This window comes from Rhizobium sp. NFR07 (assembly GCF_900111905.1).
GTDB lineage: Bacteria > Pseudomonadota > Alphaproteobacteria > Rhizobiales > Rhizobiaceae > Neorhizobium.
In genome coordinates this window covers 66,426-85,683 of record NZ_FOKM01000001.1, presented here as the reverse complement: position 1 = coordinate 85,683, position 19,258 = coordinate 66,426, and the positions used below count along the sequence as shown (strand labels likewise).

Here is a 19,258-nt window from a genome sequence, read left to right as displayed (position 1 = left end):
TAGGCCGCGCCATGAGGTGCACCCTGTCCAACCGTCCACGTCCGAACCCGTGATAAGCTAAACGACCCGCGTTGGCGGGGCGGAGGCGTTGGTCCGCAGTGCTCGATTTGAGCGTCCCTCTCCGCGCGAGGGGTTAGTGCATCCTTTAGATAGAGGATTGCCGCTGGAGCCAGCGCGCAACCTGGATCCGCTTGGATTCGAGATGACGGCGGAGGATCGCGCCAAGCTGTGGACCGTTTCGGGCTTCAAGCGCGACGAGCATTTCCTCATGTTCTTTGATTGCTATCTGCCACTCGTCCTCGGCGATCCGCGCGATGAAACGCAATTTGATGATGCGAGTGAAGATGATGCGACGCGTCTCTTTCAGCAGTGCGTTGTCGGCGATATCGAAAATGGCATCGTGGATTTGTCGGTTGTAGACATAATAGCCATCGAGATCATCCGCGGCACGACATTCCAGCATCGCCGAATGCATGGCACGGATATCGTCCAGCTGCGCATCGGTGATGCGCGGAGCCGCGAGCTCACCGGCGAGCCCCTCCATCGCGCCAATAACTAGGAAGCTATCGAGTATCTGAGCCTCGGTTATCGTCGCGACGCTCGCTCCCCGGTTCGGGGTCAGCACCACCAGGCCGTCGGCGGCCAGCACCCGGATAGCCTCCCGCATCGGCGTGCGTGACACTCCGAAGCTCTGGCACAGATCTTTCTCGATCAGCTTGGATCCAGGAATCAATTCGCCGCGCTCGATCATTTCGCGCAAGCGATCCGCGACCTCAAGATGCAAGGTTCGACGCTCTATTGGCTTCATATTATGCAAAAAGCGAGGCCCCTGCGTAGAAAACGATCAGTCATTGCTTAGGCTTTAGACGCATTCTTGGGCTCGTCCAAATTAATCCCACGAGCGTCCACATTCCCCTTTACAGGATAATGTATACAAAATTAAGATCCTCGGAATTGCATAAATGCACGCATATGAAGAAACTTCTTCAAGGGGATACTTATGAGACGAATTCTTGGTTGCGCTACCGCTCTCGTGCTGTTGTCGGGAGCGCTTCCCGCGGCGGCCGGGCCTGACGACAACTCACTTGTTTGGGCATCAGACAGCATGCCCTCGAGCATCGATTTCTATACGCATACAATTCGCGAAGGCATCGTACTCGGGCACCATATCTGGGACACGTTGATCTACCGCAACAACAAGACCAACGAGATCGAGCCGCATCTGGCGGAATCGTTCAAGTGGATCGATGACACCACGCTTGAATTCAAACTGCGCCAGGGCATCAAGTTTCATGACGGCAGCGATTTCACAGCCGATGATGTTGTCGGCACTGTCGATTACGTCACCAGCCATACCACGGTTCAGTCGATCTTCTTCCTCGAGGGAGCTGAGAAGGTTGACGACTATACCGTGCGACTGAAGACCAAGGGTGTGTTCCCTGCGGTTCTCGAATATCTTGCCAACGTTCTACCTATCTACCCGTCCGACTATTATGCGAAAGCAGGTCCGGATGGCATGTCACGCAAGCCGATCGGAACAGGCCCCTACCGTGTTACCGAGATCGTCCCGGGCGAAAGCATCAAGATGGAGGCGTTTCCCGACTATTTCGGCGGGGTGAAGGGCAAGCCTTCGATCGAAAAGCTTGAGTTCCGCCGGGTGTCGGAATTCAACACCCAGGCAATCGAACTCATGACCGGCAATCTCGACTGGATCTGGCGCGTTCCGCCGGACGCAGTTCAGCAGTTCGAGGGCCAGTCACAGTTGAAGGTCGAGTCCGGCGACACCCTGCGGATCGGCTTCATCGGAATGGACGCTGCCGGGCGCACGGGGGACGGCCCGTTGAAGAAATTGGAGGTCCGTCGCGCGATCAATCATGCGATCAATCGCGATGGTATCCGCGAAGCGCTGATCGGCCCCGGCTCGCAAACCATCAATGCCACTTGCGCGCCGCCACAGTTTGGCTGCGCCGGTGATGTCACGGCTTATGACTACGATCCGGAAAAGGCGAAGCAGATGCTTGCCGAGGCGGGTTATGCAAACGGCTTCTCCATCGATTTCTATGGATATCGCGATCGCCCCATCGTCGAAGCCATCATCGGCGATCTGGCAAAGGTCGGCATCACGGCAAACCTCACCATGCTTCAGGCCTCGGCAATTGCGCAGGCACGAACCGAAGGCCGCACGCCGATGTGGTTCCAGGCCTGGGGATCGTCCTCCATTCTCGACGTGAGCGCAGGCCCCGGATACTGGTTTGACGGCTCGAGCGTGGACTACGCGCGCGACGAGGAGACGACAGGACTCCTCAAGCAGGGCAACACGACGATCGATCCGGAGGCTCGCAAGGCTGCCTACGCAAAGGCGCTCGCGCGAATTTCGGATCAGGCTCTGACCGTTCCGATTTTCACCTACTCGCTCAACTACGTCTACAATACCCAGTTGAACTTCACGCCGGTTCCGGATGAGACGCCGCGCTTCTTCGAAGCAAGCTGGAACAAGTGACCGTTCCGTCCCGCGCTGCAGGTGGCGCGGGACCCTCCAATATCTGGTGAGACATGCTGCGCTATCTTATGCAGCGGATCGGTCTGGCGCTGCTTGTCTGCGTGGCCGTTTCGCTTCTGGCTTTTACTCTCTTGAATGCTTCGGGCGACGTCGCCATCGCGATGGCCGGCGAAGAAGCTACCGCCGCGCAAATCGACGCGATGCGTGAACAAATGGGTCTCAATCGGCCATTGATGGTTCGATACGGCGAGTGGCTGGGCAATGCCATCCAAGGCGATTTCGGCAATTCCCTGTTCTTCCGTCAGCCGGTTGGAGAACTGATCGCCGACCGGTTGCCGAAGACGCTGACGCTTGCCTTCATGTCACTGGCGGTCATGCTTCTCCTGTCCGTTCCGCTGGGTGTCGTCGCCGCGCTGAAGCCGAACAGCATCATTGACCGGGCGGCCCTTCTCATTGCCGTGCTCGGCCAGGCAATGCCGAACTTCTGGTTTGCCCTGGTGCTGATCGTGATTTTCTCGCTGACGCTGGGAGTGATGCCGCCGTCAGGGTCTGCGACCCTCAAGCACTATGTTCTGCCGGCGGTCGCACTTGGCTATTACTCGACACCGCCGATGATGCGCCTGATCCGCCAAGGCATGATTGAAGCGCTGTCTTCGGATTACATCCGCACGGCAAAGGCCAAGGGGATCGGCACAACCAAGATTATCTTCAAACACGCCCTCCGTAACGCAGTCATTCCGGTTGTCTCCCTGTCTGCCGTCCAATTCGGCAACATGCTGGGCGGGTCGGTCGTCATCGAAGCGGTGTTCGGCATCCACGGATTGGGCTTCATGGCCTGGGAATCGATCTCGCGCATGGATCTGCCGGTGGTCCAGGCCGTGCTGCTGATCGTGGCCGTCTTCTACATCGTCATCGTCCTTCTGGCCGACTTCATCAATGCCTGGCTCGATCCGAGGATCCGCATCCAATGACCAGCCTCGACCTCTCTCTGCCCAAGGCGGGCACCGTGCGACGCAGGGGCATCCTCTCGCGATCCGCGGCAAATCCCGCGTTCCTGTTCGGCGCCATCCTTCTGGGGCTGATCGTGATCATGGCGATCCTGGCGCCTCTGCTTGCGCCCTACGACCCACTTGCCCAAGACATGCTGAGGCGGACCGTCTCGCCATTCTGGATGGCCGATGGCAACTGGGCTCATGCCCTGGGGACTGATGGGCTTGGCCGCGATTATCTGAGCCGCATCATCTACGGTGCACGGATATCGCTTCTCATCGGTGTTTTCACCGTCATCTGCTCCGGGATCATCGGCACGGTGATGGGCGTGCTGGCAGGCTATTTCGGCGGCAAGGTCGACCTGGCGATCAACTTCCTCATCATGACCCGGCTGACTTTGCCTGTGGTGATGGTGGCTCTGGCTGTGGTCGCGCTGTTTGGCGGATCGTTGATCGTCGTGGTCCTCGTGCTGGGATTGCTTCTGTGGGACCGTTTCGCGGTCGTCATGCGGTCGGCCGTCATGCAGATCCGCAATCAGGAATATATCCAGGCGGCCCAGTCTATGGGGTATTCCACGCCGAAGCTGTTGTTCAGGGAGCTCCTGCCCAACATCTTCGATCGCCTTGCCGTCATTGCGACATTCGAAATGGCGCATGCAATCCTGCTGGAAGCGTCACTGTCCTTTCTTGGCCTGGGCGTGCAGCCGCCCACACCGTCCTGGGGACTGATGGTGGCGGAGGGACGGCAGTATCTGCTGTTCGACAGCTGGCTGATCCTTATCCCGGGCGCCGCGATCTGCGCGCTGGTGCTGGCAATCAACATGATGGGCGACGGTCTTCGTGACGCGATGGCCCCTGAAACTAGGAACTGAGAAAGCAATATGACCCGTTCGAATGTAATCGCGGCCGCCGGTGCCTATGTGACCGATGGCGCTTTCCTTGCTGACCTGCAGGCACGCCTGTCGATCCCATCCGAGAGCCCGCGCGAAGATAGCGGCCCCGATCATCTCCGCTATCTGAACGAACAGATGCAGGCCCTGCTCGAAGGCATGGGCTTCAAATGCCAGATCCTTCCCAACCCGAAGCTTGAACGCATCCCGGCACTGTTCGCCGAAAGGATCGAGGATCCGGCTTTGCCGACAGTCCTCACCTATGGCCATGGAGATGTCCTGTGGGGAATGGCCGGCGATTGGAAAGAAGGGCGCAGCCCGTGGGATGCGACACTTGCCGGGGACCGGATCTATGGTCGCGGGACCGTCGACAACAAGGGCCAGCATACGATCAATCTCGCCGCCCTGGAGATTGTCCTGAAGGAGCGCGGCACGCTCGGCTTCAACGTCAAGGTCCTGATCGAGATGGGTGAGGAAAGCGGTTCTCCGGGTCTTGCGGAAATGGCCGAGACCCACCGTGATCTGCTGAAGGCAGATGTCTTGATCGCCTCCGATGGTCCGCGCGTATCGACGCATGTCCCGACCGTGTTTCTGGGCGCCCGTGGCGGGCACGGGTTTCATCTGATCTGCGATCTTCGCGAGGGAGCGCATCATTCCGGCAACTGGGGCGGGCTTCTGCCCAATGCCGGCATTCGCCTCGCGCATGCGCTTGCAACGATCACCGACGCCAAGGGGCGCATCGCCATCCGCGAATGGACACCGGGCAAAATCCCGGAAAACGTTCACGCAGCACTGAAGAAGATCGAGCTGGAACTGGGGCCGGACGATCCGCAGATCGATCCGACATGGGGGGAGCCAGGCCTCGTGGGTGCCGAGCAGGTCTACGGATGGTGCAATTTCGAGGTGCTCGCCTATAAATGCGGCCGCCCGGAAGCGCCGGTGAATGCCATTCCCGGTTCGGCCAAGGCGACCTGCCAGCTGCGTTATGTCGTCGGCGTCGATCGCGAACGGATACTACCGGCGCTTCGTGAACATCTCGATGCTCACGGCTTCCAGGACATCCGCATCGAGCCGATGGCTCGCGGGTTCTTCCGTGCGACGCGCACCGATCCGGATAATAACTGGACGCGTCTCGCCGTCGGGTCGATTACTGAAACGACAGGCAGGGAGCCGGCGTTGCAGCCGAATTTCGGCGGATCGCTTCCAAATGAGGTCTTTGCGGAAACGCTCGGTCTGCCGACGATCTGGATCCCGCATTCGCATCCTTCCTGCTCGCAGCATGCACCGGATGAGCACATGATGGTCAGTGTGGCGAAGGAAGCCACGGAGATCATGGCGGGCCTGTTCTGGGACATCGGAGAGGGGAAGCTGCAGCGATGACGGAAGCCCTCCTATCCGTTCGCAATCTGAGCGTGGATCTGCCCAGAAGCGGCGATCGCGCCCATGCCGTAAGCGGACTTTCCTTCGACGTCCAGCCGAACGAAATCGTTTGCGTGGTGGGAGAGAGCGGCTCCGGCAAATCCGTGACCGCCTTCACCGCCATGGGACTGCTGCCAAAGGCCCTGAAGGTCTCTGGCGGTGAGATGCTGTTTGAAGGGCGCGATCTGCTGAAGATGTCGCGCAAAGAGCATGCGGGCCTGCGCGGCAAACGGATTTCGATGGTGTTCCAGGAGCCGATGACGGCTCTCAATCCCTGTTTCACGGTCGGTGACCAAATCGAGGAGATCTTTCGGACCCATACGAAGCTTTCTGGAGCCGAATGCAAGGCGCGGACGATGGCGCTGCTGGAAGAGGTGCGGCTTCCCGATCCGCCGCGGGTCTATGCCAGCTATCCGCATCAATTGTCCGGCGGTCAGCGCCAGCGCATCGTCATCGCGATGGCTCTGGCGATGGACCCCAAGCTGTTGATCGCCGACGAGCCGACAACCGCGCTCGACGTCACCACGCAGGCTCAGATTCTGTCGCTGTTCAGAACACTGAAGACGACCCACAATGCGGGCATTCTGTTCGTTACCCATGATTTCGACGTGGTGGCCGAAATCGCCGACCGAGTTGTGGTGATGCAGAAAGGCATCGTCGTCGAGCAGGATAGAGCCGAGGAGGTACTGAACAGGCCGCAACATCCTTATACGCGCCAGCTGATCGCGGCGGTGCCGCGCAAGCGGGAAGGGGTTGCTCCGCCGCTGGCGCAGGAGATCGCTCTTCAGGTGAAGGGCCTGAGCAAGACTTATAATGTCGCACGTACGCTGACGCGCAAGGCGCGGACAGTACAGGCGCTTCATCCGGCGGATTTCACCGTACGCAGGGGTGAAACGTTAGGGATCGTCGGTGAAAGCGGCAGCGGCAAGACGACCCTCGTGCGTTGCCTGATCCGGCTTCTCGATCCCGACGGCGGTGAAATCTGGATTGGAGACCGCAACTTCGCAGAGGGATCGCGCGGAAGCCTGCGCGCTGCCCGCAAGGATATCCAGATCGTCTTCCAGGACCCTTATGGGTCGCTCAATCCCCGCCGCTCTATCGGCGAGCAGTTGATCGGGGCGCCGATGAATTTTGGCGTTTCGCGTGATGTCGCCTGGGAGCGGGCCAAGCGATTGATGAAGATCGTCCGATTGGAGGAGGAGGCACTCTATCGCTATCCGTCCCAGTTTTCCGGCGGTCAACGGCAGCGCATCTGCATAGCCCGGGCCTTGATGGTCGAGCCTAAGGTCCTGATCGCCGATGAGGCGGTGTCGGCGCTCGATGTGTCGGTGCAGAAGGAGGTGCTCCAGCTTCTCGCCGACATCAAGGATGAGATGGGGCTGACGATCCTCTTCATTACACACGATCTTCGCGTAGCATCGCAAATATGCGACAATCTGATCGTGATGAGCCAGGGCCGGATTGTAGAGCGCGGTACCGTCGACCAGGTCTTTGGCAATCCCAAGGATGCCTACACCCGGCAGCTTCTGTCCGCCATGCCGGGGCGCGGCTGGGACGTGCCTGATCTGGCTGCGCTGTCTGCCGTATGAGCCTTAGTCGATTGTTTCACGTCGCTTGAGGCCGGCTATCTTGGCCGCGGTGTCACCGGATCGCAGAACGGTAAGGTGCTCGCGCGGCGGATCGCCTGCGCGAGTCGGTCGTTGATCTCTGCAAGCGTTGGTACCTGGCCGTATTTCACCGCCGCCCGGCTGACGGTCTCGTCGATGATGCGCATCGCTGCGGCGACCGTGGCCGCGCAAAGCCGTACCTCGAAATCCTTCAGCGATAGATCGAGGCGGGAGGCGATGACGCCAGCCATCAGCTCTTCCGTCATCCGGGTCGACATGAACCAGGGCTCCAGCAGCGCGGGCTCTTCCTCAAGCCCGGCGATCAGGTGCACGACAAGCGCACTGTCCTCCAGCTCCTGCTTTTCCATTTTGCTGAAGTCGTAGTTGATCTCGAGAAACCGCTCGACCGAGATATCGAGCGGCCAATTTCCGAGCCTTGTGGCGAAACGCTGAGAAGTGAGCGCGAAGAGCGGCTCCACGCAGCTCTCCTTGGTCCGGAAATAACGCCAGAGCGTTCGCTTTGATATTCCTGCAGCTTCGGCGATCTCGTCGCCACTCGTGTCAGCCACGCCCTTTTTCAGAAACAGGCGTGCGGCACTTCGCGCCACTTCGATATGCGCACCGTCCCGGATCGTCCTGCTCATACTTGTCTCCAACTCGCGACATTTGCGTCTTATCTGGCGCAAAGTGACATTTCACTGAGGCGGATATACGCCCTACATGTGTCTTCTGTAGAATTCTGCATCACAATAATGACACTAAGTGCCAATAGCGAGATTGCTCATGTCAGAACATTCAGCTTCTCATCACCAATCAATTCCTACCGGGGCTGCCCATGAGAACACCTGTCGTAATTGCCATCTCTTTTTTTCTCCAGATTCACAACGTGTCAGCCCAACCAATGGGGGATAATTTGCACAAGATCATCTATCCGACGACCGAGCGTATCGACGTGACCGAAGAGCATTTCGGCGAGGCCGTCGTGGATTCCTATCGCTGGCTCGAGAATGAAGCACCGGATGATCGCGCAGTGGCTGCCTGGATTGGGGCCCAGAACGCGGTCACGCAGACGTATTTGGGCACCCTTCCCGGCCGGGAGCATTTCCGCGAGCGGATGAAGGAGCTTCTCAATTATGATCGCTATACCGTGCCCAAAAAGCGCGGAGACCGGTATTTCTTCAACGTCATCAAGGGGCATGAAAACCAGCCGTCGCTTTACGTCCGAGACGGTGTTTTTGGCGATAGTCGCGTGCTCATCGATCCCAATACGTGGTCCGACGATGGTGCCGATTCGCTCACTGACTGGAGCGTCTCGGATGACGCGCGATATGTTGCTTTCGGCGTCCAGAAGGGCGGCACCGACTGGCGCACTATCAAAGTGCTCGACGTCGAGAGCGGCAGGGAGCTCAACGATGCGCTCGACGGCGCGCGCTTCACGCGCATATCCTGGGCGCCGGACGGATCGGGTTTCTTCTATTCGCGCATGCCCAGGCCCGCTCAGGGCAACGCCAGAGGCGCCATCGTCGCCAATCATGCCGTTTATTTCCACAAACTAGGTACCGAACAGGCTGATGATCGCCTCATCTACTCCACACCCGATCGCCCCGAACTGCTGCATGTTGCGGACCGAGTGTCTGGCGGGCGCTACCTGACCATTACCTCGACGCCCGGGACGAACGAAAATGCCCTGACCGTTATCGACCTTGAGACGAGGGACTGGCAGCCGAGGACGGTGATCTCGGATATGGATTTCACATGGTCCCTCATCGGCAATGACGGAAGCACGCTGATTCTTGCGACAACCCACAAGGCCGAACGCGTGCGCATCGTCTCGCTGGATCTCGCGGAGGCGGAGCCGGAGCCGAAGGAAATCGTTCCCGAAGCCGCCGATGGCGCGGTGCTGGACGGCGTGGTTCTTGCAGGCGGCAAGCTGCTGACGAGCTACCGGATCGACGTCAAGACAGAAATCCGCCGTTTCACCTTGGATGGAAGGCCAGATGGCACGGTCGATATTCCTGGGGTCGGAAGCGCCCGATTTCTGGAAGGTGACGCCCGGGAAGCTTTTTTCGTCTTCACCAGCTACGACGCGCCGATAGCGATCTATCACTACGACATGGTTTCCGAGGCGGTCACCCCTTGGGCCGTGCCGAAAGTGCCGATCGATCTGGACAGGATTGATGTCGAGCAGCGCTTCTACCGCTCGAAGGACGGAACCGAAGTGCCGTTGTTTCTGATCCGGCGCAAGGATGTCACAAGTGCGGCGCCGACCCTGCTTTATGGTTATGGCGGTTTCGGCATCAGCCAGATCCCCATCTACAACCCGATACAGCTTGCCTGGGTGGAACAGGGTGGCGTGCTGGCCGTCGCCAACATCCGCGGCGGCGGCGAATATGGCAGGGTATGGCACCGTGCCGGCCAGCTAGACAACAAGCAGAATTCGTTCGACGACTTCATCGCCGCTGCCGAGTTTTTGAAGCGCACAGGCATCACCCCGCAACAGGGGCTCGCTATCCAGGGGGAGTCGAACGGTGGTCTTCTGGTCGGCGCTGTCACCAACCAGCGTCCCGACCTGTTTGATGTCGCTCTGCCGGGCGTCGCGGTTACGGACATGCTCCGGTACGACCAGTTCACCGGCGGCGGATTGTGGAAAGGCGAGTTCGGCAGTCCGGCCGAAGAGCGGCATTTCCGCAACCTCATGGCCTACTCACCCTATCACACTATCAAAGAGGGCGCAGAGTATCCGGCGATACTGGCCACGACCGCAGATGCCGACGATCGTGTCGTCCCCGCCCATACGTTCAAATATGTCGCTGCCCTGCAGGCAGCCGATCTCGGCCCAAAACCGCGTCTTGTGCGCATCGAAACGAGGGCAGGTCATGGCGCCGGCATGCCGGTCGACAAGATCATCGCCCAGCATGCCGACATGTGGGCGTTCGCCGCCTACTGGACCGGCTTGAAGACGGAATGAAACAGAAGCAACGAGACGAAGGAATGCAGATGAAGACGACCATTCTCCACCCGAAGATCAGGCCCGCAATTTCGACCGCTTGTGCCACACTCGTACTCATAACGCTGAGCAGTTGCATGTCGGCCGAGGAGCAGCGCAGGGCAGACCTCTACCAAGATGGCGGAACCTGTTCCGATTTTGGCGCTCCATACGGCTCCAGAGCCCATACCGACTGCATGCTGCGGCAACAGGATCGCCGCGACAACGAGCAACTGATGAATATGGAGCGCGCCCGGATTTCGTCGGAGACGGCACGTAACAATGTCGAAATGCTCCGCCTCATGCGCGAGCGCCGGAACCAATAGCACCGCCACATGGGCAACGGGATCTCGATCTCTGAGAGAAATGGAATGGCGGACTATTGTCCGGTCTGTCCGCTTCGCATGGGCTCACCCTGATGATCGGCGTATGCCAGCCCGCGAGACGTCCCGCTCCGGATTTCGAAGTGTCGGCGTCAGCATGCGTCGGGTGACAGGACCGAGCTCGTTACTGAACGTGGAATTGCGCTAAGGTGCGGAGACCGTTTTCCGACATATCCTCTGCTGCCGTCCATCAGTTGACGAGTATAGGGATGCTGTACCGTATCGGCGAGAAGCTGGTCCCGCGTCGCGATCTCGACGAAGCCGCCGTCCTGCATGATGGCGACACGATTGCAGAGGTGGGCGACCACCGCCAGATCGTGACTGACGAGAATATAGGTCAGCTGTTCGCGCTCGCGCAGGTCCTTCAGCAGGTTCAGGATCTCGGCCTGGATCGACACGTCGAGCGCAGATGTAGGCTCGTCGAGGAGAAGGATCTGTGGTTCGAGGATCAGGGCACGAGCGATTGCCACGCGCTGCCTTTGACCGCCGGAAAGCTGGTGCGGGTAGCGATAGCGGAAATTATGCGGCAGCCCGACATCCTGCAGCACTTTCTCGATTCGGGCCTGCCGATTGTCCTTGCCGTGGATTTCCAGGGGCTCCAACAGAGTGCGCCCGATCGTGTGGCGCGGATGGATAGAGCCGAACGGGTCCTGGAAGACAAGTTGCTGCTTGGCAAGCTGTCCGCGGGTGCGCTTCTGGCTGATCGCCTCGCCGTCGATCTCTATCGATCCCGTCCATTGCCTGTTGCGGCCGGCAAGGGCACCCAGGATCGTCGACTTCCCGCAACCGCTTTCGCCGACGAGGCCGAACGTCTCGCCCCTGGCGACATCGAAGGACGCATCCTTCACCACCCTGGTCAGCTTGTCGCCGCTGCCATAGGACACGGCCAGATGGTCCACCTTGATCATCGTCATCTCAATTCTCCAGCCATGCGGGGTCGCGCTGCAGCACATCCAACCTGTCACGCGGGTGATTGAGGCTCGGCAGCGCGTTGAGGAGGCCGCGGGTATAGGGGTGTTTCGCCTGGTCGAGATCGGCCGCGGCGATCGTTTCGACGACACGGCCGGCATACATGATGATCACCCGGTCACAGAAGCTGCGCACGAGATTGAGGTCATGGCTGATGAACAGCAGGCCGATATTGCGCTCTATGACGAGTTCATCGAGGATCGACAGAACCTGCTGGCGCACCGTCACGTCGAGCGCCGAGGTCGGCTCGTCGGCAATGATGAGTGAGGGCGATGCGATCAGCATCATCGAGATCATGATGCGCTGGCCCATGCCGCCGGAGACCTCGTGCGGATAAAGATCGAAGACGCGCTCGGGATCGCGGATGTTGACGCGGCCCAGCATGGCAAGCGTGCGTTCGCGTGCCTCGCGGGGGCTGACGCGTTCATGCAGGATCACCGTCTCGGAAATCTGCTCGCCGACGGTCATGACCGGATTGAGTGAATATTTCGGGTCCTGCAGGATCATGGCGATCCGCCGGCCACGGATGGCGAGCATCTCGTCCTCGCTGGCCTTCAGGAGATCGACATCCTCGAACTGCATCCGGTCTGCCTTGACGATCGCCTTGGGCGGCTGCAACCGCATGATGGCGCGGCCGGTCGTGCTCTTGCCGGAACCTGATTCACCGATGATGCCGACCTTTTCGCGCCCGATGCTGAAGGAGACATTGCGCACGGCACTGGTGATGCCAGAGAGCGTCGGGAATTCGACGGACATGTTCTCGACCGTCAGGATTGTGTCTGATGCATTAGCCATTGCGGGGATCCATGATGTCGCGCAGCCCGTCGCCGAGCAGATTGAAGGCGAGGCTGACCGTCAGGATCGCAAGTCCCGGAACCGTCGTCAGCCACCAGGCGTCGAGCAGGTACTGGCGTCCGGACGCCGCCATCGCGCCCCATTCGGCCATCGGCGGCTGCGCGCCGAGGCCGAGGAAGCCGAGACCGGCGGCCGTCAGGATGATGCTCGACATGTTGAGCGTCAGGCGCACGACGATCGACGGTGCGCAGAGCGGCACGATATGGCGCAGCAGGATGCGTCCCATGCCGGCACCCTGCAGTTCTGCCGCTACGACGAAATCGGCGTTGCGGAAGGTCATGGTCTCGGCGCGGGCAAGGCGGGCGATCGGCGGCCAGACGGTCAGCGCGATGGCGATGACGGCGTTTTCAATGCCCGGGCCGAGCGCTGCCGAAAAGGCGAGCGCCAGCACGAGGCTCGGGAAGGACAGGAAGATATCGGTGATGCGCATCAGCACGACATCCACCCAGCCACCGAGATAACCGGCCGTTGCACCGATGATGAAGCCGATCGGCGCGACGATGACGGTGACGAGAATGGTAATATACAGCGTCGTGCGGGCGCCATAGATGAGGCGGGCAAAGACATCGCGGCCGAATTCGTCCGTGCCGAACCAGTGGGCGGCTGAGGGCGCCTGCAGCGCCATGGCGAGATCCTGAGCGTAAGGGTCGTGTCCGGCGATCAGCGGTGCGAGAAGCGCCACGAGGATCAGCACGCCGATGACGGCAAAGCCCGCAAGCGCAAGCGGATTGGCGAGAAGGCTCAGCCAGGCGACGTAGAGCTTGTGGAAACGTGCCTGCCGGGAGGAGGTGAATTCCTCGTTGATCAGCCAGTCGTGAAGGTCGGAAAAATACCCGGATCTGGTCATGGCTTAGCGGGTCCTCGGATCGATGAAGCGGTAGACGATGTCGGACAGGAGATTGATCGCGATCGAGATCATGCCGATCAGCAGCACGGCTCCGAGTACGGCGTTCATGTCGGCGACGAACAGCGCCGATGTCAGGTATTGGCCGAGCCCCGGCCAGGCGAAGACGGTCTCGATCAGCACGGTGCCGTCGAGCAGGCCGCAATAGGCGAGCGCCACAACGGTCAGAAGCTGGACGCGGATGTTGCGGAAGGCGTGCCGCCAGATGATCGGCCGCTTGCCGAGACCCTTGGCGCGGGCCGTCAGGATATATTCCTGCCGCAACTGTTCGAGCATGAAGCTGCGGCTCATGCGGCTGAGATAGGCCATGGCCGCATAGCCCAGAATGATGGCGGGTGCGAGCAGGTGGTGGATCGCGCTCCAGAAGATCTCGAAATTGCCGGCGATGAGGGAATCGACGATGATCGAGTCGGTCGGGCCGTCGATGATGCCTTCGTTATAGATATAGATGCGACCGCCGGGCGGGATCAGCCCGAGATGGGCGTAGAAGATCAGGATGACGATCGTGCCGAGCCAGAAGATCGGCGTCGAATAACCGAGCAGACCGACGACGCGGGCGACATGATCGATCCAGGTGCCACGATTGACGGCGGCGACGACGCCGAGGGGTATGCCGAAACAGGCGCCGATCAGGGTGGCGAGCGTGGCAAGCTCGATCGTCGCCGGAACGACGCGCGCAAGATCGCTCGCCACCGGCTGCTTGGTCAGTGTCGACTGGCCGAGATCGAGCCTGACGACATCCGACAGGTAGCTGCCGAACTGGACATAGAGCGGCTGGTCAAGCCCCATCTCCTTGTAGACGCGGTCATAGGTCGCCTGGTCCGCCTGGTCGCCGATCACGGATATCACCGGGTCGGCCGGCACCAGCCGACCGACCACGAACGTGATGACGAGAAGGCCGAACAGGGTCGTCAGGATGACGGCGAAGGACGTGGCCACCTTGCGCCCGCCGGCGAGAAACCGGCTCGACCGGGCAGGGGATGCGGTGGAAGTTTCGGTTGTCTGGGACATGCTCATAAGGATCTTTCTCGCCCGCCGCTCGTCATTGGCTTTCAGAGCCGCTGCTTTCCGGCACGGCGCTCTTCGTCACGGTGTCCCAGCGCGTCAGCCATGTCGGATGGCCGACATAACCCTTCACTTCCTTGCGCACCGCCTTGGCATCGGTCCGCTGAAACGAGGTGACGAGTGCCGGGGATGAGGCGAGATAGGCCCGGTTGATCCGCTCGTAGAGTTCGACGCGCTTTGCCTGATCGGTCTCATGGGCGGCGGCAGTCACCATCTCCTGGATGTCCTTCGGCACGTCCCAGGCGCTTCGCCAGGCAAGGAGGCCCGAAAGCTTGGCCTTGTCCGAATTATCGGCATTGGTCGCATAGGATTGCAGCACCGCATGCGGATCGGGCAGCCGCTCGCCGGAACGGGCGGAAAAAAGCTCAAAATCGCGGCCGCGGAATTTTCCGATATGATCGCCGCCCTGCAGGTCGAGCCTGATGCCCGCCTTGGCGGCATTGGCCTGCAGCGATTGCGCGACTTCATATTCCGGTGTCACCGGCGTCGCGTAATAGACCTTGGAGAAACCGTCCGGATAACCCGCTTCGGCCAGCAGTTGCTTGGCCTTCTCGATGTCGAGCTTGTAGGGATTTTCGGAGATCGCGCCGGGAAGGCCGGCGGGGATGATGCTCTGCTGCTTGATCCCGTAATAGCGCATCACGGTGGCACTCAGGCCGTCATAATCGATCAGGTAGCGGAAAGCCTCGCGAACCTTCGGGTTGGACAGGACCTCGTCCTTCTGGTTCAGCGCCAGATAGTAGAAGCCGAAGCCCGGCGTCTTGTCGACCGTGATTTCGCCACCGGCTTCCAGCCCCCTGAGGTCGGTATAGGAAAGCCGCGCGGCTATATCGATATCGCCCGCGTCGATCTGGAGGCGCTGGGCGGCCGATTCCGGCATATGGCTCAGGAACACGCGGCGCATCGCCGGTTCTCCGCGCCAATAGGTCGGCACCGCATCGGCAATCAGCAGCTGGTTAGCCCGCCATGTCTTCAGCCGGTAGGGGCCGGACCCGGCGTCGGCCGTCTGCAGATAGGCGCGGCCCCAGTCGCCGTCCTTTTCATGCCGTTGAAGCAGCTTGCTGTCGACGATCGAGGTCGAGAAGCTGGCCAGCGAATAAAGGATGAGATTGGCATTCCACACCTTCGGAGTTTCCACGACGAGCGTGCTCTCGTCGGTGGCGCGGATCAGCGCATCGACATTATCGGCAGAAAAGCCCCACTGGCGCAGGTCGGTGGAAGGGGCCAGCCCGAGCTTGACTAGTCGGTGAAGCGTCCATTCCACATCCTGTGCGGTCAGCGGATTGCCGGAGTGGAATTGGACGCCGGAGCGGATCTTGAAGGTGAAGGTCCTGCCGTCCTCGGAAACCGTCCAGCTTTCCGCCAGGCTCGGCTTCGGCTCGGAGATCTTGTCGGGAGAAAGCTCGATGAGCCGATCATAGAGATTGGCGACCACCTCGGCGGCTTCCAGCTGATTGAGTTCCTGCGGGTCGAGGCCACGGATCGCCGACATCGACATGGCGATGACCAGTTGATCGTCCGGCGTCTTGGCACGCGCGCCATCGAACGGCGCCAACAGGATCGCCACGCTCGCCAGGGCCGCGAGTTTTCGCTTCATCATCTATCGAGACCTCCCAAGGCTCCTCAACCTCGTCCCATCGATTTTCTATCGACAGGGATATCAAATCTGATATACCAGATTTCACACAAAATGATCCTCGTCAACGGATTTCGGAAATAATGATGGAAGTTGAAGGCTCGCTGAAGCGGTCGAACAAGCAGGCGGAAAGCTTCGAGAAGATCGGCGCAAGCTTCCAGATGACCGTGCGCGATCACGTCCATCGCACCATGCGCAACGCCATACTGGCCGGGCGCTTCGCCGCCGGGGAAAAGGTCAACGAGCGCAACCTCGCCGAACAGTTCGGTGTCAGCACCACGCCGATCAAGGAGGCGTTGCGCCAGCTGGAGACGGAGGGGCTCGTCGAGGCTCTTCCGCGCCGCGGCGTCGTCATCCGCTTCGACAGTTCCTGGGCCGAGGAAATGATCCTTGCCCGTGCTGCGCTGGAATCGATGATCGCCCACCTCGCCGCCAAGCGGATCGACGAGAAGGGCAGGGCGGAGTTGCTCGCTGTTGCCGAGCGGATGAAGGAGGCGACCGCATCGGGCGACGCCGATTGTCTGGTCGAGCTCAACGAGACGTTCCACGAGCACATCCACAAGAGTTCGCAATGCGGCTATCTGGCTAAGCTGATCGAGCGGCAGCAATTCTATGACGCGAGCATTCGTCGGGTCATCCATCTCGACCCGACCGAACGGCAGAAGTCGCTCGAGGAACATGCAGCCATTGCCGGCGCCATAGCCTCGGGAGATGCGGACGGCGCCGAACGGCTGATGCGCGACCATGTCGTGCGCTCGGGGGAGACTTACCTCGGTATCGTATTTGGAAAGCAGGAGGATATCTGACGTGACCGAAAAACTTCAGGCCGTAAGGAAGGCGCTGACCGGAATTTCCGGCGTCCCGGTGACTCCCTACAAAGGCGATGGCTCGATCGACTCAGCCAAACTGAAAACTCTCATCAAGGGACTTGCCAGCGCCCGGGTGCATAACCTGATGGCCGCCGGTAATACGGGCGAGTTCTTCACGCTGACCATGGACGAAGTGCGGGAGGTGCATGCGGCCACCATCGAAGCGGCGGCGGGCAAGTCGCTCGTCAGCGCCGCCGTCGGCCGTTCGCTGACGGAAGCCAAGGCGCTGGCGAAGGATGCGATCGCAGCCGGTGCCGACGCCATCATGGGGCATCACCCGATGGACCCTTTCGCCGGCCCGTCCTATCAGGCCGGGTATTTCCTCGAACTGGCCGATTTCTCCACGGTGCCGGTCATCGCCTATGTTCGCAGCGACGCCTTCTCGGTCGCGGATTTCCGCAGGCTGGCGCTGCATCCGAACATTGCCGGCATCAAGTTCGCCTCGCCCAATCTGATGCTTCTGTCGGAAGTCATCCGCGCCACGTCGGATGCGCCGGCCATCTGGGTTTGCGGCCTCGCCGAAGGCTGGGCTCCGGCCTTCTATGCGATGGGCGCCAGAGGCTTTACCTCCGGTCTCGTCAATGTCTTCCCGGAACGCTCTCACGCCATCCACCAGGCGCTGGAGGCTGGCGATTATGCGAGTGCTCGCAGCCTGATCGACGGTATTGCCGGGTTCGAAGCCCTGCGCACCAAGTATAACAACGGTGCCAATGTCACGGTTGTCAAGGAAGCGCTCTGCATGCTCGGCACCGATGTCGGCCCAGTCCGCGTCCCGGGCGTGGTTGCGCTGAACGACGAGGAGCGCGGCATCCTGCGCGGTATCGTCGATCGCGTCAAAGCAGAAGCCCTGGCTGCCTGATCGGAGACAAGACGTGCACATCACCGGTATCAAGACCTACATGCAGCGCGTGGACGAACGCCCGCGCCTGCTTTTGAAGATCGAGACGAGCGAAGGCATTTCGGGCTGGGGCGAATGCTACAATCACGGCCCAGACTGGGCGCTGCCGCCGCTCCTCGACTACCTCTTCCACCAGATCGAGGGCGAAGACCCGCGGCGGGTCGAATTCCTCGTGCTGAAGCTCAACCAGCAATGCCGCTTTCCTCCCGGAGCCCTAGGCCTTGCCGCGATTTCTGCAATCGATCACGCGTTGTGGGATATCGCCGGCAAGGCCGCGGGTCTGCCGGTCTACATGCTGCTCGGCGGCAGCGTGCGCGACCGTGTCCGCGTCTATTGCGGCGTCTATACCGCGCCGGATGCCGAGCATGCCCTCGACCAGACGCTGAAGCTCAACGAGGATTACGGCTACACCGCCTTCAAGCTCAGCCCTTATCGCCGCGACCTTCATTCGGGCCGCTGGGGCGAACTGGTGAAGGAGACCGGCGACTGGTTCGGCCGCATCCGCGAGATCACGCCATCGCATTTCGAATTCGCCTTTGATGCGCATGCCAAGATCTTCGAGCCCTACAAGGCGGTGCAGCTTGCGGCCGCCATCGCGCCGAACGATCCGTTTTTCTATGAGGAGCCGATCCGCCCGGAGCATATCCCCGCCTGGAAGGAGTTGAAGTCGAAGGTCAACGTGCCGCTCGCCACCGGCGAGTCGCTCTATAACCGCTTCGAATTCCTCAATCTCCTCACCAATCAGGGTGCGGATATCATCCAGCCGGACATCTGCGTCGTCGGCGGCGTCTCGGAAATGCGGCGCATCGCGACGATCGCGGAAGCTCATTACGTCACGGTCGCGCCCCATAATCCGATGGGGCCGCTGGCAACCGCCGTCAATATCCACTTCTGTGCAGCACAGCCGAACTTCCAGGTCCTGGAGTTCAAGCCTCACGAATACGCGCCTTGGGCGGTTGACCCCTACATGCCGGTGGATGGGCATATGATGCTTCGCCCGGATCGCCCCGGCTGGGGTATCGAGATCGACGAAAAGGTGTTGCTGAAGGACGATTACGTCCATTGGGAACGCAAGGTGACCCGCAAACCGGATCATTCCACGGCCTATCCGTAGACCCTGAATTTTTCAAAGAGCATTGGCGCTGACGGACGGGCTTTGGTTCATAGCTCGTCCTGGCTGCACAACCTTTGATGTGTCAATCCGCTGTTGCGGTCGGCGGATTGCTCTGCCTGACCCGGAAATACCCGCAATGCGCGACGGTTCGTTTGGGAACCATTAGTCCGAGCC

The 19,258-nt window shown here is 60.5% G+C and carries 17 protein-coding genes; 10 read left to right on the top strand and 7 right to left on the bottom strand.

Features of this window, described 5'->3' with window-relative positions:
- Window positions 1-145: 145 nt before the first annotated feature.
- Window positions 146-784, bottom strand: coding sequence for a GntR family transcriptional regulator (locus tag BM216_RS00375; RefSeq protein WP_210217006.1), 639 nt, complete (start codon window positions 782-784; stop codon window positions 146-148).
- A 216-nt stretch (window positions 785-1,000) separates the two neighbouring features.
- On the opposite strand from BM216_RS00375, the gene BM216_RS00370 reads away from it, so the two are divergent.
- The 5 genes from BM216_RS00370 to BM216_RS00350 are packed head-to-tail and all read left to right on the top strand — an operon-like array spanning window position 1,001 to window position 7,387.
- Window positions 1,001-2,500 carry an ABC transporter substrate-binding protein gene (locus tag BM216_RS00370; protein WP_092993253.1) on the top strand — a complete coding sequence of 500 codons (1,500 nt, stop codon included), beginning with the start codon at window positions 1,001-1,003 and terminating at the stop codon, window positions 2,498-2,500.
- A gap of 53 nt (window positions 2,501-2,553) precedes the next feature.
- Window positions 2,554-3,471, top strand: coding sequence for an ABC transporter permease (locus BM216_RS00365; protein ID WP_092993250.1), 918 nt, complete (start codon window positions 2,554-2,556; stop codon window positions 3,469-3,471).
- Window positions 3,468-4,361, top strand: a complete 894-nt coding sequence (locus BM216_RS00360) for an ABC transporter permease (protein ID WP_092993247.1) — start codon at window positions 3,468-3,470, stop codon at window positions 4,359-4,361. The genes BM216_RS00365 and BM216_RS00360 overlap by 4 nt, the downstream gene beginning before the upstream one ends.
- 9 nt (window positions 4,362-4,370) lie before the next feature.
- On the top strand, window positions 4,371-5,759 hold the full coding sequence (locus BM216_RS00355; protein ID WP_092993244.1) for a M20 family metallopeptidase: 1,389 nt from the start codon (window positions 4,371-4,373) through the stop codon (window positions 5,757-5,759).
- On the top strand, window positions 5,756-7,387 hold the full coding sequence (locus BM216_RS00350; protein WP_092993241.1) for an ABC transporter ATP-binding protein: 1,632 nt from the start codon (window positions 5,756-5,758) through the stop codon (window positions 7,385-7,387). Before BM216_RS00355 ends, BM216_RS00350 begins: the two co-directional genes overlap by 4 nt.
- A gap of 35 nt (window positions 7,388-7,422) precedes the next feature.
- On the opposite strand, the gene BM216_RS00345 is transcribed toward BM216_RS00350, so the two are convergent.
- Window positions 7,423-8,049 (bottom strand): TetR/AcrR family transcriptional regulator, encoded by a 627-nt coding sequence (locus BM216_RS00345; protein ID WP_092993238.1) that lies wholly within the window; start codon window positions 8,047-8,049, stop codon window positions 7,423-7,425.
- A 269-nt stretch (window positions 8,050-8,318) separates the two neighbouring features.
- Here BM216_RS00345 and BM216_RS00340 point away from each other — a divergent pair, with 269 nt between their 5' ends.
- On the top strand, window positions 8,319-10,373 hold the full coding sequence (locus BM216_RS00340) for a prolyl oligopeptidase family serine peptidase (RefSeq protein ID WP_092993235.1): 2,055 nt from the start codon (window positions 8,319-8,321) through the stop codon (window positions 10,371-10,373).
- Between the two features lie 29 nt (window positions 10,374-10,402).
- Complete coding sequence (locus BM216_RS00335; RefSeq protein WP_143102695.1) at window positions 10,403-10,717, top strand: hypothetical protein; 315 nt, start codon at window positions 10,403-10,405, stop codon at window positions 10,715-10,717.
- A 149-nt stretch (window positions 10,718-10,866) separates the two neighbouring features.
- Here the strand turns inward: BM216_RS00335 and BM216_RS00330 are convergent, their stop codons facing one another.
- The 5 genes from BM216_RS00330 to BM216_RS00310 are packed head-to-tail and all read right to left on the bottom strand — an operon-like array spanning window position 10,867 to window position 16,167.
- A complete protein-coding gene (locus BM216_RS00330; RefSeq protein WP_210217017.1) occupies window positions 10,867-11,682 on the bottom strand; it encodes an ABC transporter ATP-binding protein in 816 nt (271 codons plus the stop codon).
- Between the two features lie 7 nt (window positions 11,683-11,689).
- Window positions 11,690-12,538: an ABC transporter ATP-binding protein gene (locus BM216_RS00325; RefSeq protein ID WP_092993227.1), complete on the bottom strand. Its 849-nt coding sequence runs from the start codon at window positions 12,536-12,538 to the stop codon at window positions 11,690-11,692.
- A complete protein-coding gene (locus BM216_RS00320) occupies window positions 12,531-13,445 on the bottom strand; it encodes an ABC transporter permease (protein ID WP_092993224.1) in 915 nt (304 codons plus the stop codon). The genes BM216_RS00325 and BM216_RS00320 overlap by 8 nt, the downstream gene beginning before the upstream one ends.
- A 3-nt stretch (window positions 13,446-13,448) precedes the next feature.
- Window positions 13,449-14,519 carry an ABC transporter permease gene (locus tag BM216_RS00315; protein WP_092993221.1) on the bottom strand — a complete coding sequence of 357 codons (1,071 nt, stop codon included), beginning with the start codon at window positions 14,517-14,519 and terminating at the stop codon, window positions 13,449-13,451.
- Between the two features lie 25 nt (window positions 14,520-14,544).
- The gene (locus BM216_RS00310; protein ID WP_092993218.1) at window positions 14,545-16,167 is read right to left on the bottom strand and encodes an ABC transporter substrate-binding protein; all 1,623 of its coding nucleotides are present in this window, start codon (window positions 16,165-16,167) and stop codon (window positions 14,545-14,547) included.
- Window positions 16,168-16,364: 197 nt separating this feature from the next.
- On the opposite strand from BM216_RS00310, the gene BM216_RS00305 reads away from it, so the two are divergent.
- The 3 genes from BM216_RS00305 to BM216_RS00295 are packed head-to-tail and all read left to right on the top strand — an operon-like array spanning window position 16,365 to window position 19,084.
- Complete coding sequence (locus BM216_RS00305) at window positions 16,365-17,009, top strand: GntR family transcriptional regulator (protein WP_092994944.1); 645 nt, start codon at window positions 16,365-16,367, stop codon at window positions 17,007-17,009.
- 1 nt (window position 17,010) lies between these two features.
- Window positions 17,011-17,931, top strand: coding sequence for a dihydrodipicolinate synthase family protein (locus tag BM216_RS00300; RefSeq protein WP_244530017.1), 921 nt, complete (start codon window positions 17,011-17,013; stop codon window positions 17,929-17,931).
- 13 nt (window positions 17,932-17,944) lie between these two features.
- Entirely contained in the window at window positions 17,945-19,084 is a 1,140-nt protein-coding gene (locus BM216_RS00295; RefSeq protein ID WP_092993212.1) for a mandelate racemase/muconate lactonizing enzyme family protein, read from the top strand.
- Window positions 19,085-19,258 lie beyond the last annotated feature (174 nt).